This window comes from Bradyrhizobium diazoefficiens (assembly GCF_016616885.1).
Lineage (GTDB): Bacteria > Pseudomonadota > Alphaproteobacteria > Rhizobiales > Xanthobacteraceae > Bradyrhizobium > Bradyrhizobium diazoefficiens_F.
On the sequence record NZ_CP067102.1, the window covers coordinates 5,344,529 to 5,358,625 of the forward strand.

Below are 14,097 nucleotides of genomic sequence, written 5' to 3' on the forward strand. Positions count from 1 at the left end.
TAGCCTTTGGTCGCAACATCAGCGAGGCAGCGCACCGCCATGTGTGCGGCGCCGAACTTCATGTGCTTCCGTGGTCGGTTGCGGTGCGACGGAAGCCGCGGTCTCGGTGATGACCGCTTGAGCGGGCTCCTCGGTAAGCAGAGCGGTGTGCACCAGGTCCGCACTCGGAAGGTCCGAGGACTCTTGCAACGCTGTCGGCGTGTCAGGCAGAGCCTCTGCGGCGTTACGCAGGCCGCCGACGATCCGGTCGACCCAGGCGGCCAGCTCCGCCTGCGAGCAATCGAGCGGTCCGAACCCCGGCATGGCATTCGGATCGTTGAAATCCCAGGCGTTCTCGGCAAGCCCTATGAAATCGCGGATCGCCGGATCGGCCGACCAGGCGCGGCGAAGAGCCATATGCATCAATTCCTGCGGAACACCTTTGCGCAGGAACGCGGTGACATCGGTCGCGGCCGTGATCGCATCAATCGGCGGCAAGCTGCCGAGATCCACGTCCGGTTCGGCCTCGGCCCCCGGGCATGGCACCGAAGCCTCGCCGGCAGGCTCGGCTGTCTCCGCCGGCGGCGCATCCGATTTTGACGCGCGCTTGCGGCGCGACCAACGTGCGAGGAATTCTTGCTCAGTCATTCTTGCCCGCCTTCATGCTGCCGACGTGCCAGCGCCTCGGGATCGGCGCGCCGTCGCTCGCGTTTGACGAACTCCCTCTCGACGTGGTGTTCGGCGATGAAGCTTTCAATCACCTCGCGCACCGTCTCGGGCATGGGTACGGCTTCAACCAGATTGTCGGCGGCCTCGGTAAACCCCTCACCTTCCGCGGGATCAGCGGTCACGGCGGCGATCGCATAAGGCCACGGTCCCTCGGACGGGCTCAAGACCACCCAGATGCTCGGCGTGCCCGCAACGTTGTCGCGGTAACGCGCGGTTTCCGAGGCGTACAGATCAACCGTTGCGCTGCCGGCATAGAACCAGGTCGCGCTGCCCTGTTCGCGCAAGATCGTCCAGGGCTCCGTCTCCGGTTCGTCCGGCAACACGGCGGCGCTCCGCCAGATGAAATCCACCCAGGGCGAATCCGCCTTGCGCCGTTCGACGACGATGCCGACGGGGATGCGCAGGAGTGGCAGGGCCGCGCTCATGAGATGGTCTCCAGGCGCCTGATCGGGAGTCCCGTCAACAGGTTCTGCGGTTTCATGCGGAGCTTCCGGTCGGCGGTCATCGCCAGGATCAGATAGACCGGCTCGCCCCGCAGGGTCTCCAGGACGAGGCCAGGATCCGCAAAGGTCAGGCGAAACAGCGACAGCACGCGCGCTACGCTGGGCCCGTCAAGCTCCTCGCCGTGCCAAAGCCGATCGCCCATCCCGGTGGCATCAGCGTCCAACCCGATATACCAGGTCAGCGTCACCTCGCCTCGTTCCGTCAGCGGTTCAATGGCTACGTCGATCCCGAGCAGATGGGAGACCCAGCGCGTCATTACCTGCGCCAGCGCGCGGGACCCTCGCCCACCCGCGGTAAGATCGAAGGCCATATCGAACTGGTCGCTGCGTTCCCAATAACTCCCGGCGTTTTCCTCGCTCAACACGTCGAGCTGGGCGTCCGTCTTGGCCCCCAGCATCGAGATCAGCGACAAGATAGGCGTCGGGCTGCGACCGCCGACGACCTCATCATCGCCGAGCAGCAAGGCTTGTTCATGCGGAAGGATCCGCTGCGGCCGGAAGAACAGCTCGGCGGCCCGCACCACGAATGCATCGTCGGTGCCATCAAGTGCATTGCGCAGGATCACGTGCATGAGCTGGTTGATGAACAGCGGCGGCAGGTCGTTTGACCGCGAGCGCAGGGCCCCTAGATACGCCGCTTCGAGCGTCGGGTGCCGCAACATGAGATCGCGGAACCCCAGCACCAGGCGCCAGTTCTCCCGCGCGTCCTCATCGGCGATCGCGGCGACCTCGTCGGCTCCGGCTGCCCGGCGCGGATCGGCAAGCATCTCACGATGCAGCCTTCGTTCGGCCGGGCACGCGTCCTTCGGCGGCATCAGCTCGGGTCGGGCAAAATATGCCTTCAGGAATTCGTCGGTGACACGAAGCCCGCCGCTCTCGTCGCGGTCGAGCAAATGATGGCCGCATGCGATCCAGAAATCGCTCATCGGAGGCGCGGCTCCTGGCCCATATCCGCACAGTTCAGCTCGCTGTTGGGTTCAACATCATCCTCGACTTCCATGAACGAGAATGCCTTGCCATGCCGTTGCCCCTCCCGCAGCTGTAGCCTGCGGAAGGCCTCGTGGACTTCGCCATGACCTGCCGAACGCTGGACCGCGATGAGCGAGCTGATCGGATGCGTGCAGAGCGACCGCGCAAAGGTGACTTCCTCTTCCGCAGCCGTCCTCGCAATTGCCATGTCCGGTGCGCCGAACCGATCAACGAGTTGCCTGGCAAGGAGTTCGATCAGCGCCTCGCAATCGTCCTCGGTCGCCGGAACAATCTGTGCCAGCGTCGACCATCCCCAGGATTGCACGCCGAGAAAGCCGCTGCGGAAGGCGGCGCGCGCCTTTCCGCCCAGCTTCGCCGGATCCTGATCGCAGAAGCGGAACGCGCCGGAGACCGCCCATTCGCCCGAGATTGCCGGCACGTCGAACACGAAGGTATCGGAGGCATCGAGCGCGATGGTGCGCAGAAGTTTCGCAGCCCTTTTCACCACCCAGGCCCTCCGAGATCAGGATCGAGCCAGGATGGCGCGGCGAGCGCCTTGGCAAGGTCTGCCCGCTCGCTCGTGTCACTGGCGATGCGGCGCGTGAGCAGATCGCCGCGATCATCGATGCTTTGAACCGCCTGCCGTTCGCGGGGCATCCGGCCGAGATAGTCGCGCGCGACGCTGTCAAATCCATCGACCTGCCAGCTGTCGATCGCCCGCATCAGGTGCCGCGCAAAGCTCTCCGTCAACTGTCCCGCGCCGGTCGGCGGCTCATCCTCGTCGGCGGACGCGGGCCAGCCCAGCGGCGTGCCGGCACCCCTTTCGGGTGCAATGCGGCATGCATGGGCAAACGCGTCTCCGCTCTCGCGCAATCGGACCAAGCTAAAGGGCGGCGGCAATTGGATCGGTTCCGCCGTGGAAACGTGGCTGGTTGGGATGGACCGCAGGACGGCCTCCATTTTCCCCTTTTTCCCGATTGACAATATTTATACGAGGCAAAGGATCGGTGCGAGTCCGTCATTCGTCGCCTCTCGGGAGGGATGAACCTGGAGCAGCCAGCGAAGACCATCCTGATTTGCTCGTGTGAAGACACGATGCGGCTTGATGTGGCCGCGATCAAGCGCGGATGCGGCAATTGCGACATTAAGAGCTTTCGTCACCTGTGCGGCGCCGAGCTCGATCACTTTCGCGCAGACACAAAGGCAGAGGGCCCTCTCACCGTTGCCTGCACGTATCAGCAATCCTTGTTTGCGGAGGAAGCCGGCGACTCCGCGACCGTCGCTTTCGTAAACATTCGCGAGACGGCCGGCTGGTCGACCGAAGGCGCGCAAGCAGGCCCCAAAATGGCCGCGCTGCTCGCAGCGAGCGCCGTGCAGGCGCCCGACTATCCGCTGGTCGCGCTTGCGAGCGACGGGGTCATCCTGATCTATGGTCGGGATGCGGCGGCGATCGAGGCCGGGCGGCTGCTGGCCGACCACCTCGACGTGACGGTGATGCTGAGGGAGCCGGGCGAGATCATCTCGCCGTTGGCCCCGCCCTTCCCGGTCGTGAAGGGAACGATCCGAAACGCCAGAGGACATTTTGGCGCTTTCGAGCTCACGATCGACGACTACGCTCGCCCGCATCCCTCCTCGCGCGATCACTACGTCTTTGAACCTCCACGCAACGGCGTGACCTCGCGTTGCGACATTGTCCTTGACCTATCGGGAGAGAGACCGCTGTTTCCAGCGCATGATCTGCGCGACGGTTACCTGCGGGCCGATCCCAAGGACCTCGGCGCCATGCTCCGCGCCATCCTGAGCGCGCGCGATCTCGTCGGACGTTTCGACAAGCCCAAATATATCGAGTTCACGCCCGATCTTTGCGCCCATTCGCGCTCGAATCTGACTGGCTGCCATCGCTGCCTCGACCTATGTCCCACCAATGCGATCACACCGGCCGGCAATCACGTTGCCATCGATGCCGAGATTTGCGCCGGCTGTGGCCAATGTGCCGCCGCCTGTCCCACGGGCGCGGCGTCCTACGCGTTGCCGCCTGCGGACATCCAGCTTCACACCATCCGCGCCATGCTGCTCGCCTATCATCAGGCGGGCGGATCGAGCCCCGTCCTGTTGCTGCACGATGGCCCGCACGGCACGCCTTTGATCGACGCGCTTGCGCGGCACGGGGACGGCCTGCCAGCCGAGGTCATCCCGCTGGCCGTCAACGAGGTGACGCAGGTCGGGCTTGAGGCTGTCATCGGCGCCTTTGCCTACGGAGCGGCCGCGTTCCGGTTTTTGCTCCGCGGCAAGCCGCGGCATGACCTGACCGGGCTCACCCGGACGATTGACATGGCCGAGACGATCCTTGCGGGCCTCGGATTTGAAGGGCGCCGGGTGGCTGCGATCGAAACCGACGACCCGGAGTCAATGCTGGAGCAACTGCGGGGAATCGAGCGGCTTGCTGCGGTGAAGACGCCCGCGACGTTCAGGACCGTCGGCAAGCGGCGCGACCTGCTTCGTTTCGCGTTGAGCGAACTGCACCGCCTCGCGCCAAAGCCGGTCGACGTCATTGCCCTGCCGCAGGGCTCTCCGATTGGCGCAGTGAGCGTTGATACCGGTGGATGCACGCTGTGCCTGTCCTGCGTTTCCGTCTGCCCGACCGGTGCGCTCCGCGACGATCCCGAGCACCCGGTGCTCAAGTTCGTCGAAGATGCCTGCGTGCAATGCGGCCTCTGCCAGAGCACCTGTCCCGAGAAGGTCATCACGCTGAAGCCGCAGATCGATTTCCGCGCAGGCCGCGCGCCCGCGACTGTGCTCAAGGAGGAAGAGCCTGCGCTTTGCATCCGCTGCGGCACGGCGTTCGGCGTGAAGAGCACGATTGACCGCATCGCGGCCAAGCTCGAGGGCCGGCATTGGATGTATCCGGCCGGCGACAAGCGCCTCGACGCCATCAGGATGTGCGCGGATTGCCGCGTGATCGTGATGAGTGAACAGCAGTTCGACCCATTCGCGGGCGTCCCGGAACGTGCGCCGCCCCGCACCACCGAGGATTATTTGCGCCCGCTGGACCGTAAGACCTAGGCGAGCAGCCCTCATGCCACCTATTGCGAGGTCGCCCTGGCCAGGAAGTCGGTCAGGGCATGGCGGTCTTCGGCCGAGCCGATCCGCTGCTCCGGCATCTTCGTTCCCGGCGTGTAGGCGTTGGGCCCTACTTCAAACAGCTTCGCGACGGTCTCGGGGGTCCAGACGATATCCATCGTCTTGAGGGCCTCTGAAAACCGGTAGTCGGGAAGCGAGGCGATTTTCCGACCGTACAATCCGGCCAGCGTTGGCCCTGCACGTTGCGCTTCCTTCGCCGACAGTGTGTGACAGGCAACGCAGGCGCGAAAGACATCGGCGCCATGATCGCCCGCATAGGCGGCCAGCGGGCCCGCTGATGTCCCGAACAGGTTCGAGCCGACCGGCTGACCGCTCTGCACATTCCAGCGACGGATCTTTCCGTCCGCACCTCCGGTCACCAGCGTCGCCGCATCATGCAGAAAGACGACCGACCAGACCGGGAAACCGGACCCTACCAGCGTCCGCAAGAGATTTCGGGACTTGCGCTCGACAATGGCGACCGTGCCGCCGATGCTTGCGGCGGCGATCAGGTCCCCGTCATCGGACAGCGCCAGGGCGATGATCGGTGCCGAGCCTGCGGCCACCTCGCCCGCGGGCTTTCCGTCTGTCGTCAGCAGGCGCACCTTGCCGTCCGCCCCTGCCGCGACGATCTCGCCATCGGGCGCGACAGCAACGGCGTTCAACGGCACAGGTAATGCCGCCGTTTCAGGCTGGCCCTCCGGCAAGCGCCAGATACGCAACGCACGATCATAGCCGACGCTCACGAGCGATCCGCCGTCCGGCGCGAAGGCGACACCATTCACGTTCTGCGCATGACCTTCGAACACGCGGGAGGCGCCGTCGGCCAAGGACCAGAGCCGCACGCTGTGGTCCCAAGAGGCCGAGGCGAGTGTCGATCCGTCCGGCGCCACGGCGAGTGCCACGACGGGACCCGTATGGCCCTCCAGGACCTTGTCGGGCTGCTGCCGGCCGATCGTCCACACCGCAATCCGGGCGTCGGCACCGGCGGTGATCATGCGACCGTCCTTCAGGAAAGCAACGGCGTTGACGGCATCCACATGGTACCGCAGCACCTCAACCGCCGCGTCCGTCGCCAGCGACCAACGGATGGCGGACGTATCGAAGCTACCCGACAACAAGCTGTCGCCGTCAGGCGAAAGTGCGAGCGCTCGGACGGCGCCGCCGTGACCCGCGAGTTGTGCATCCGCAGCGGATGCAGCAGCGACCGCCAGGAAGGCCGCGGCAGCCCTGGCACACGAAGCCCATCCCATCAATCTTTGCCGGCCATGATCACGTCGCTGCCTTCAAGATTGCACGAAATAAATTCCCGAAGCACCCCGTTTACTTCTTCTCCGGTGCCACGACTTTCTTGGACGAACCCTCGGGCACCGCCTGCATCCCGGGCGGGCTCTGGCCTTGCACTGCGTCAATTCACCCATCGTCGGCACTATTCCCTTGAATGCCGACAGCGCGAGTCCTAGCTTTGGTTTGTTACGTCTTTGCTCGTCACGTCAAAGGACGACGGCATGCAGGGGCGATCGAGGCCATTGCGGCAGATGATCTCGTGGCTACGCGCCGCGCGCGTGTTCATGATCGCCCCAAATCTGTCGGCGGGAGAAGCCTCGCCTCTCCTCATCCTTACGGTCGTCGTGCTCGCACTGCTCATCGCCATACTGGAAGTGGACATGTACAGCGCCGACCTTCAATCTTTGGGGTTGATGGACGATGCATTTTCGATCGACCCGGCTTTTAAGAGCCTTTAGAGCCGGCAGACGAACCTTGGATCGTTCGTCACGGTTGCTCACAGCAGGCTGCATCATGAGATACGTGCAGCTCGTCAATGATGGAGTTTGCGCATGAAGGCTTTTTTGCTCGGTTGCGTTGCGGCCATTGTGATCGCAATTGCATCGATGGCGATCCTGGATCAGGTGCAGGAGCCCGTTGCCCAAGCGTTTGCTACCACCGGTGTGCGTCTATAGCCTGCTGCCGCGAGAGGCGCTGCGTCTGCCTGCTTGTCGCATGGCGACAGTCCAGCGCGCCCACTCCAACCGCAGTCATTCCTGACCCACTTCGGAACGTTCGCTCACATTGGCGACAACGAGATTTTCTTGATTTCCCGGTGCTACACACGTCGTGCACACGCCGCCTTCTAGAAAGGTTCGCACCCCGCCCCAACGCATGTTCAAATCGTGGAGTTGCCGCCGCTTCGGCCGCAAGCGGCTTGGCCTTTGCGTGCCACGCGAAACCCATCCCAATGGCCCATCATTGACGACGTTCTGGCCTAAGCTACTTCAGGCGAGCCTATTCAGGAGATAGTCCAAGTTGTTTGATGGCCATCTTGGATATCTCTGCCGGATCGCGAACAACAGTGGCGCCGATCTCAATAACCTTTCTTGCGACCAGGTCGGCAAGGGGATCATCCCGGCGGTCAATCAAGCTCAGCGAATGCAGCGCGTGATTGAACGCGCGGGTCAAAATCTCCATTTCGTCTGCGTCCAGCTTGCTGCCTTGCAGCAAGCGCCTGATCGGCATCGCTCAATCCCCTATGCCCAGCCAAAATTGTAGCACAGGAATGTTGCCTTGTGGATCCAAAATCATTGGCGCCTCGGGGCCTGCAACCGGCTCAAATCGGGCGACAGTTTAGAGCCAGTCTTGCCTTCCGAAGGCAAAGGTCACACGTTCGAATTGTGTCGGGCGCGCCAATCTACGCTGGACCACGGTACGGGGGCCCGTAGGCACACTTTCCCGCGCCGGCGTGCCTTGCCATGAGGTGAGCCGGCTTTGACGCGTCACGCGGCCGCCCAGAGAGGGCACACTTGCATCGGCGTACTTCCGCGGAGCGTGTAGCTCCGTGCTTATTCCCCGGCGCGCCATGGGAAATCATAACCAACTCGCCTTGTCCAACTGCTCTCGCCGCCAAAGACAAGCGGCCATCCACACGCAGCCGACTGCGACCAGTAGTCCATGCGCAATGCGGAGGGGCTGCGGGCCGAAGAATTGCGGAATGTACAGGGACATCCCGACGGCGAAGGGGACGCCGCTTGCCTTCGGATAGCGGCAGGAGCGCCAAAGCGCCGTTGCGGTCGCAATTGCGGAGGCGGCAAGGAGCAGCAGGCCGGCAAGGAACAGGGCGAGGCCGGGGCCGGAACGGATGACCTCGGCCAGACCGAGCGGAGAGGCAGAGTTCTGCCGCAGCGCTTCCTGCCCCAGCGCGTGAAGGCCATAGGCTTCGCCGCCGTAGAACGGCAGCGTAAAGCCTGTGCCAATCATGCTCAGGACCACGGCGACAAAGAGCAGGCGTTCGGCCGACGTCCCAAGTAGAGAGTGTTGCAGCCCGAGCAGACCCAGCGGCGACAGGGTGAACGCCACAATGGCAAGCATGTGCGATGCCAGCCATGCCCCAGACCCAAACGCTGCGGCGCCCAGCAGCGATCCCTCGTCGGAGAACGGGCGAAGCGCCGGGTAGATCACGAACAGGATCCCGGAGATCACAAGAGCGCTGGCGCTGAAGCGGATGCGGTTCGCAAACATCGAGTCCTCTAAGGCGATTATATGAGCATGATCTCGCTGCCATGCGCCTCAAGCGTAGTGTTTCCGAGAAGGCACAGCGAAGTTGGGATGGACTTTTCGCAAATTCGGATGGCTCATCATAGCGCCAGGGCGAAACAATAGTGCCCGTATTCATCGGCCGTGGCGCGCCATTTCACAATCTACGCCAGAGCACGCGGTAGCAGCCTCTGCCTGACCGGACCTGCGACAACATTCGCTCGGAGGCACGGCTTTCGCCCCGTTTGACGTCCACGCAAATCTGGCTATAATCTGGCCAGAATGGCGTTCGAGATCGTTCTTGCCCCTGAAGCCGTCGAAGACCTCCGGCGGCTGCCGGCAAATGTTCGGGCGACTGTCCGGACAACAGCGCTCGAAACGCATCTGAGACACGAGCCCAAGAAAACGAGTCGCGGTCGCATCAAGCGATTGCGAGGATTGCTTCGTCCGCAGTATCGGCTGCGGATAGACGAAGTTCGGGTTTTCTACGACGTGTCCGTCACGACCGTCGGGGTTCTCGCAATAGTGTCTAAATCGGAGGCCGAGTCATGGCTCGCACAATTCGGAAATCCGGAGTGAAGGAAGTTCCTTTATCCGAGATCAAGGATGACCTATCTCGCTTTCTTCGAGAAGCCGAGACGCAGGAGATCGTCATCACGCGCCATGGTAAGCCCGCAGGCGTGTTGATCGGCTTCGAGTCGGAAGAGGACTGGTTCGAGTACCGCCTTGAACATGACCCGCGCTTCCTGCGCCGTATCGAGCAGGCTCGAAACAGCCTGCGCGCGGGACGTGGGACCAGGCTCGAAGATATCGAAAGCGAATAGGCACGTGCACACTTGCGTCGGAGTGTGCGCGCAAAGATGGGAAAGTTGTCGGATAGGATAGCGTGGACTCGCGCAAGGCATCATAGTGCCACGGCGAAACAATAGTGCCCATCTTCGTCGGCCGCGGCGCGCCCACTTCCGCCGACTCTACGATATTGTTCGACCCGCCGGGCCGGACGGCAGGAATCCTGGTCGCAAGATGGGCTGGCGGTCGGCGAATTTCGGCGTTCGCATCGACATACTGCTCGTCGGACAGCCAAAGCTCTGACGGCAAGCAGGAACTGCTCGCCGATCGTCAGCGACGCCGCGAAGGGCGCAATCCAATCCATACTGGCCGTGGCTGCACTTGGAGGGAACATGATGGAGACGAGCGTCAGGGAGTTCTTCGGGCGATACGAGAGCTTCTTCAATCAGTCCCTCGGCGGCGACATGGACATGGATGAAGTCGCATCGTTGTATGCTTCCGAGTTCATTGCTGCCTCGCCTGCCGGAGTTATGACCGGAAAGAACGACGATCAACTCAAGCAGGTCATGGCGCAGGGCTATGCGCGCTATCGGGCGATGGGCACCAAGGAAATGCGGATACGCAATGTTCGCCTCTCCCCATGGACGACTATCATTGCTTGGCCCATGTTGCATGGACGGCAACCTATGCCCGCAAGGATCAGCCGGACATAGCTATCGATTTCGACGTTCACTACTTCGTCCAGAAGTTGGACGGGGAGCCGAAGGTTTTCGGCTGGGTGTCGGGCGACGAGCAGGCGCTTCTAAAGAAGCACGGTATCATCTGAAGTCCGCTTTCCACTGGCGCGCCACAGCACGACGGCCTCCGGCCCCGCAATCGAGCTGGGCTGTGCGATCTCAATCATTGACGATCGCCGTTGCTTCGATCTCGACCCGTGCGGAGCGGTCAGAGCGGCTCGATGCGACGTTGTGCCGTGGCCTCGAAGCGAAGTTGTGGGAGCGCGCGTGAAACGGTGTGGAGTCAGACAAGGTAGTCGGCGATGTCACGGCGTCCCATTGGAAGGCCAATGAGGTGGTGGGCCTTACTTCAAGGGGATAGTATCAACTCGGCGACAGGGCGCGCACTTGTAGGCGTGGACTGCGGGCAGGTTTACAATCTCTGGAAGTGTCGCAAGGTAGTCCATGGGGCGTCTGCAAAATTGGCAGATGAGTATTGGTGGAGTATCGCAGCGCCCGCCATTCATCAGAGCCTCGGAGGCACGTGAACATAGGTTCGGACGAACCTGCGCGCATCCCCGGGCGACTACTGATGATTATCGGAAATCGGCAACTGAAATACCATTCGTCGGATGCAGAATTCGGCACAATCATGCTGAGATCATTGGTGCGATCTTTGGCGGACATGAGAGCCTCCCATCGCACTTGGCCCGCTAGATCAGTACGCCGTCGGCTATTGGTGCGTTCGCCGCGATGGCCGAGTAAAGCCACCGCTTGAGTACCCCCTAATGGTAGACGCACGATCTACCACTTGCTCGCAACCATGGGCATGATGCAGGGACTATACGCCGAGAGGTTAGGACAATGATCAATGGCCCCCTCGTATCGCCGATCCCCAGCATCCGCAAGATCGGCATCATCGGAACCGCAATCCTCCTGCTCGGACCGATGGCCGCTTCTACCACCCAGGGAACAGGAACGCGCATCTCTGAGGGCTTCGAACCGTTCGAGAAATCAGCGAATGAGCGCATCTCTGAAGCCTTCGAAGACATCAAGCGCATCGCTCCCGTCTCCGACAAACTGAAGACTGCGCTGGCGTCGCTGACCCAGAGTATTGATGGCGTGCAGACGCCGCCCGTGCAGGCTGAAGGCAATGAATGATGTGATGGCGAATACAGGTCACCGGCCCCGCGCCGTTCGCTATTACATCCGTGCCCTTCGTTCGATGATGTTGCCGATTACTGCATCTGATCTGACGCAAACATGGCAAGCACTGATGGAGGCGCGCGGGAGATTGCGCCGTGTCATAACCCAAGCGCGATCTCGGCCCATTTCAACATGCGGTCGCTATTAAGGAACGCCAGCACCGCGGGCTCCAAGGACGCGGGCGCGCCCGGCGCAACCAGAGCCGTCGCGGCCACCATGTCACAGCGCTGATTGAAGGCGAGCGAGAGCGCGGCGTGGCGCTTTCCCTCGACACGATAGGCCCGGCTGCGGCCGCGCATCGGGCCGACGATGATCTCTCGGCCGGCACCGATCGGCGTTGTCTTGCCAATCAGCGCCAGGTCGCCCATCTGCTCGAGGTCGGCATCGTCGGCGACGCCGGTGGCGCAATTGCAGAAGCCGAGCTTGGCGCGGACGTAGAGCTGGACCTCGCCGCCGCAATCGTCGGCCTTGCAACGGAACGCCTTTCCTTTTCCCCAGGGATCTGCGCCGAAAGGCCAGTCGGTTTCCGTCCCCACCGGACGGATCTCGCCCGATGCTGCCGTTGCGCGTACCGGTTCGCCGGATCGCAATGTCCAGACCGCAGCGGCTGTGCAGAGCAGTGTGGTGGCTGCGCTGATCGCGACGAATTTGCTGGTCAGGCGCATGGAAGCTGCCGCGGCACTTTTGCTAATTCTGAGCCATGAACTTTCGTGCGGCCGCGAGGTCTTCCCGCGAGGAGTCGCCATTGCGCGCCATGTCGACGACTTTCGCGTAGTACTGGCGGGCCTTCAGGGCGTCACCCGCTTTCTCGGCGGCGTGAGCGGCGCCGATCGTCGCGCCAAAGCGGTTCGGCTCCTTGCGCATGGTGCTTTCGAACGCGGTCAATGCCTCCGTCGCCATGCCGCGTTCGAGCAGCATGGTCCCGTAGAGCTCGCGTGCCGGGGCAAGCGGTCCCGGCGTCACGATGGATTTTTCGGTCTTGTCTTCGGCATCCGCAGCAAGGCGCATCGCTTCCAACGCATCCGCCTGCTTTCCCTGGGCATCGAGCTGCCAGGCGCCGGCGACCTGCCGCTGAATGTCGACGATCTCGGCCCAATAGGCGTCCTTGTCCTGCTGCAGCTTGTCGCGCAACTCTGCCAGCTTGGCGATGTCCGCCGTTGCAGCATCAGGATTTCCGGAGCGCGCGGCGCCAAGGGCGCGGGCGAAGTAGGTGATCGCGTCGACATAGGCGAACTTGCTCGGCTCGACCTTCAGGGCGGCAGCGCCCTGCCAATCGCCGCGCTCGACCATATACCGCGCCTGGCTGGCCGCTATCGCGTACGGACCGGCGCGGACGGCCGGCGCATAGCCCGTGGTCGCAACCATATCCGCGATGACGTCGCGGGCGCGGCTGTCCTGCGCGAGTTGGAGCAGGGCGTAGACCATATAGTCGTCGGCGTGCAGCTGCTCGCTGGGGTCCTTGCCCTCCTTGGCAGCCTTGGCGGAACGGCTGTTGGCATCGATGGATTCGTTCCAGTAGCCGACGCGCGTGAAAATGTGCGAGGGCATATGCAAAGCGTGCGGCGCCGCCGGCGCGATCTCGGAATAACGCTTGGCGGCGTCGAGACCTTGCTCTGCGATCGCCGGATAGTCGTAGAGGTGGATCAGGTAATGCGCGACGCCGGGGTGCCGCGGCTGCCGCTTGAAGATCGGCTCCAGGATGGCGGCACCCTTGAGCTGGTTGGCATAGGTCTTGTCGCTCGGTGACGCCGTGACATTCAGCGTGATGGCGTAGGCGATCTGCGCTTCGTCATCATCGGGATAGCGCGCGGCGACGGCTTCGGTTGCCTTGAGATAGGCCTGCGCGCGCTGGCCAAACGTCGTCTTTTCGTCGCCCGCATAGAACGCCAGCAGCGCATCGATATAGTCCCGCTCGCGGTCACTCTTGGCGCCAACTGCCTTGGCCTTCTGCAGCGCGGCGAGGCCCTCGACGAGGTTTTCCTTAGGCGCGGGAAAATGCGGGTTGTACAGCAGGCTCAGAGCAATGCCCCAATAGGCGATTGCGCATTCCGGATCGGCCTGCAACGTCTCCTCGAAAATCTCTTTCGCGGGCCTGTACCAGAACGAATGTTGGTAGCGCATCCCGCGGTCGAAGCGGCGCTGCGCCACCTCGTTGCAGGAGGTCTGGAAGTGAACCTTGCCAAACTGCTCGTCGGTCCCATCGTCCGCGCGTGCGGCAGGCGTGGCGACGATCGAGCCCAGGGTGGCGAGGGCGAGAAGAGAGACGGTTTTCAAGGCGAGCGTGCGCATCGGCCCCTCCGCTTCTGTTCAAACAAATTGGTCAGTCGGCGCCGATAAAGGACCGGGTCGCCGAAGTTCGCAGTGCTGAAATTGGCGATGGCAATTGCCGTTGCGAGAAGGATTTGCCCATTCGCAATGCGAGACAAGGAGAATAGGAGCGGCTGGATCTGCGTTGGGGAAGCACGCCTGTCAGGCCATCCGCCGGCGCGCGAAACCCAAGGGCGGATCAGCGAAGCGCATCCGCCCTTCCCACAGGCTTGCTCACGTTAGCTGTGACA

General features: G+C 62.9%; 16 protein-coding genes, 1 tRNA gene and 1 pseudogene. 8 read left to right on the top strand and 10 right to left on the bottom strand.

The window, feature by feature from the left end; all coding sequences use genetic code 11:
* Positions 1 to 18: 18 nt before the first annotated feature.
* Genes JJC00_RS25120 through JJC00_RS25140 form a run of 5 tightly spaced genes read right to left on the bottom strand, consistent with a single transcriptional unit; the run spans position 19 to position 3,140 of the window.
* Positions 19 to 627: a DUF3306 domain-containing protein gene (locus JJC00_RS25120; protein ID WP_200468571.1), complete on the bottom strand. Its 609-nt coding sequence runs from the start codon at positions 625 to 627 to the stop codon at positions 19 to 21.
* A complete protein-coding gene (locus tag JJC00_RS25125) occupies positions 624 to 1,133 on the bottom strand; it encodes a DUF3305 domain-containing protein (protein ID WP_200468572.1) in 510 nt (169 codons plus the stop codon). The genes JJC00_RS25120 and JJC00_RS25125 overlap by 4 nt, the downstream gene beginning before the upstream one ends.
* Positions 1,130 to 2,137: a DUF6352 family protein gene (locus JJC00_RS25130; RefSeq protein WP_200468573.1), complete on the bottom strand. Its 1,008-nt coding sequence runs from the start codon at positions 2,135 to 2,137 to the stop codon at positions 1,130 to 1,132. Before JJC00_RS25130 ends, JJC00_RS25125 begins: the two co-directional genes overlap by 4 nt.
* A complete protein-coding gene (locus JJC00_RS25135; protein ID WP_200474229.1) occupies positions 2,134 to 2,685 on the bottom strand; it encodes a DUF6505 family protein in 552 nt (183 codons plus the stop codon). Before JJC00_RS25135 ends, JJC00_RS25130 begins: the two co-directional genes overlap by 4 nt.
* Positions 2,682 to 3,140, bottom strand: a complete 459-nt coding sequence (locus JJC00_RS25140) for a biotin/lipoate--protein ligase family protein (RefSeq protein ID WP_200468574.1) — start codon at positions 3,138 to 3,140, stop codon at positions 2,682 to 2,684. The genes JJC00_RS25135 and JJC00_RS25140 overlap by 4 nt, the downstream gene beginning before the upstream one ends.
* 135 nt (positions 3,141 to 3,275) lie before the next feature.
* On the opposite strand from JJC00_RS25140, the gene JJC00_RS25145 reads away from it, so the two are divergent.
* Complete coding sequence (locus JJC00_RS25145) at positions 3,276 to 5,243, top strand: 4Fe-4S binding protein (protein ID WP_200468575.1); 1,968 nt, start codon at positions 3,276 to 3,278, stop codon at positions 5,241 to 5,243.
* A gap of 20 nt (positions 5,244 to 5,263) precedes the next feature.
* Here JJC00_RS25145 and JJC00_RS25150 read toward each other — a convergent pair whose 3' ends face one another.
* Positions 5,264 to 6,553, bottom strand: coding sequence for a c-type cytochrome (locus JJC00_RS25150; RefSeq protein WP_200468576.1), 1,290 nt, complete (start codon positions 6,551 to 6,553; stop codon positions 5,264 to 5,266).
* Positions 6,554 to 6,808: 255 nt separating this feature from the next.
* Here JJC00_RS25150 and JJC00_RS25155 point away from each other — a divergent pair, with 255 nt between their 5' ends.
* Together JJC00_RS25155 and JJC00_RS38640 are read left to right on the top strand one after the other, a co-directional pair.
* A complete protein-coding gene (locus JJC00_RS25155) occupies positions 6,809 to 7,045 on the top strand; it encodes a hypothetical protein (RefSeq protein ID WP_200468577.1) in 237 nt (78 codons plus the stop codon).
* Between the two features lie 93 nt (positions 7,046 to 7,138).
* Entirely contained in the window at positions 7,139 to 7,261 is a 123-nt protein-coding gene (locus tag JJC00_RS38640; protein ID WP_283816638.1) for a hypothetical protein, read from the top strand.
* A gap of 322 nt (positions 7,262 to 7,583) precedes the next feature.
* Here JJC00_RS38640 and JJC00_RS25160 read toward each other — a convergent pair whose 3' ends face one another.
* Positions 7,584 to 7,814 (bottom strand): hypothetical protein, encoded by a 231-nt coding sequence (locus JJC00_RS25160; RefSeq protein WP_200474372.1) that lies wholly within the window; start codon positions 7,812 to 7,814, stop codon positions 7,584 to 7,586.
* A 68-nt stretch (positions 7,815 to 7,882) separates the two neighbouring features.
* Between JJC00_RS25160 and JJC00_RS25165 the strand changes: the two genes are divergently transcribed.
* Positions 7,883 to 7,984, top strand: a tRNA-Arg gene (locus JJC00_RS25165).
* Between the two features lie 178 nt (positions 7,985 to 8,162).
* Here the strand turns inward: JJC00_RS25165 and JJC00_RS25170 are convergent.
* Complete coding sequence (locus JJC00_RS25170; RefSeq protein ID WP_200468578.1) at positions 8,163 to 8,813, bottom strand: hypothetical protein; 651 nt, start codon at positions 8,811 to 8,813, stop codon at positions 8,163 to 8,165.
* A 297-nt stretch (positions 8,814 to 9,110) separates the two neighbouring features.
* On the opposite strand from JJC00_RS25170, the gene JJC00_RS39010 reads away from it, so the two are divergent.
* From JJC00_RS39010 to JJC00_RS25190, 4 genes and pseudogenes are all read left to right on the top strand, one after another.
* The gene (locus JJC00_RS39010; RefSeq protein WP_200468579.1) at positions 9,111 to 9,407 is read left to right on the top strand and encodes a type II toxin-antitoxin system RelE family toxin; all 297 of its coding nucleotides are present in this window, start codon (positions 9,111 to 9,113) and stop codon (positions 9,405 to 9,407) included.
* Positions 9,377 to 9,652 (top strand): type II toxin-antitoxin system Phd/YefM family antitoxin, encoded by a 276-nt coding sequence (locus JJC00_RS25180; RefSeq protein WP_200468580.1) that lies wholly within the window; start codon positions 9,377 to 9,379, stop codon positions 9,650 to 9,652. Before JJC00_RS39010 ends, JJC00_RS25180 begins: the two co-directional genes overlap by 31 nt.
* Before the next feature lie 360 nt (positions 9,653 to 10,012).
* A pseudogene (locus JJC00_RS25185) lies at positions 10,013 to 10,443 on the top strand (nuclear transport factor 2 family protein).
* A 754-nt stretch (positions 10,444 to 11,197) separates the two neighbouring features.
* Positions 11,198 to 11,494, top strand: a complete 297-nt coding sequence (locus JJC00_RS25190) for a hypothetical protein (RefSeq protein ID WP_200468581.1) — start codon at positions 11,198 to 11,200, stop codon at positions 11,492 to 11,494.
* A gap of 143 nt (positions 11,495 to 11,637) precedes the next feature.
* Here the strand turns inward: JJC00_RS25190 and JJC00_RS25195 are convergent, their stop codons facing one another.
* Positions 11,638 to 12,204 (bottom strand): hypothetical protein, encoded by a 567-nt coding sequence (locus JJC00_RS25195; RefSeq protein ID WP_200468582.1) that lies wholly within the window; start codon positions 12,202 to 12,204, stop codon positions 11,638 to 11,640.
* Between the two features lie 22 nt (positions 12,205 to 12,226).
* The gene (locus tag JJC00_RS25200) at positions 12,227 to 13,828 is read right to left on the bottom strand and encodes a hypothetical protein (protein ID WP_200468583.1); all 1,602 of its coding nucleotides are present in this window, start codon (positions 13,826 to 13,828) and stop codon (positions 12,227 to 12,229) included.
* Positions 13,829 to 14,097 lie beyond the last annotated feature (269 nt).

Coding starts and splice junctions, on each gene's coding strand:
- JJC00_RS25145 (WP_200468575.1), top strand. CDS start 3,276: ATGCGGCTTGATGTGGCCGCGATCAAGCGCGGATGCGGCAATTGCGAC.
- JJC00_RS39010 (WP_200468579.1), top strand. CDS start 9,111: ATGGCGTTCGAGATCGTTCTTGCCCCTGAAGCCGTCGAAGACCTCCGG.
- JJC00_RS25200 (WP_200468583.1), bottom strand. CDS start 13,828: ATGCGCACGCTCGCCTTGAAAACCGTCTCTCTTCTCGCCCTCGCCACC.
- JJC00_RS25160 (WP_200474372.1), bottom strand. CDS start 7,814: ATGCCGATCAGGCGCTTGCTGCAAGGCAGCAAGCTGGACGCAGACGAA.
- JJC00_RS25155 (WP_200468577.1), top strand. CDS start 6,809: ATGCAGGGGCGATCGAGGCCATTGCGGCAGATGATCTCGTGGCTACGC.
- JJC00_RS25170 (WP_200468578.1), bottom strand. CDS start 8,813: ATGTTTGCGAACCGCATCCGCTTCAGCGCCAGCGCTCTTGTGATCTCC.
- JJC00_RS25140 (WP_200468574.1), bottom strand. CDS start 3,140: ATGGAGGCCGTCCTGCGGTCCATCCCAACCAGCCACGTTTCCACGGCG.
- JJC00_RS25130 (WP_200468573.1), bottom strand. CDS start 2,137: ATGAGCGATTTCTGGATCGCATGCGGCCATCATTTGCTCGACCGCGAC.
- JJC00_RS25180 (WP_200468580.1), top strand. CDS start 9,377: ATGGCTCGCACAATTCGGAAATCCGGAGTGAAGGAAGTTCCTTTATCC.
- JJC00_RS25150 (WP_200468576.1), bottom strand. CDS start 6,553: ATGGGATGGGCTTCGTGTGCCAGGGCTGCCGCGGCCTTCCTGGCGGTC.
- JJC00_RS25190 (WP_200468581.1), top strand. CDS start 11,198: ATGATCAATGGCCCCCTCGTATCGCCGATCCCCAGCATCCGCAAGATC.
- JJC00_RS25195 (WP_200468582.1), bottom strand. CDS start 12,204: ATGCGCCTGACCAGCAAATTCGTCGCGATCAGCGCAGCCACCACACTG.
- JJC00_RS25120 (WP_200468571.1), bottom strand. CDS start 627: ATGACTGAGCAAGAATTCCTCGCACGTTGGTCGCGCCGCAAGCGCGCG.
- JJC00_RS25125 (WP_200468572.1), bottom strand. CDS start 1,133: ATGAGCGCGGCCCTGCCACTCCTGCGCATCCCCGTCGGCATCGTCGTC.
- JJC00_RS38640 (WP_283816638.1), top strand. CDS start 7,139: ATGAAGGCTTTTTTGCTCGGTTGCGTTGCGGCCATTGTGATCGCAATT.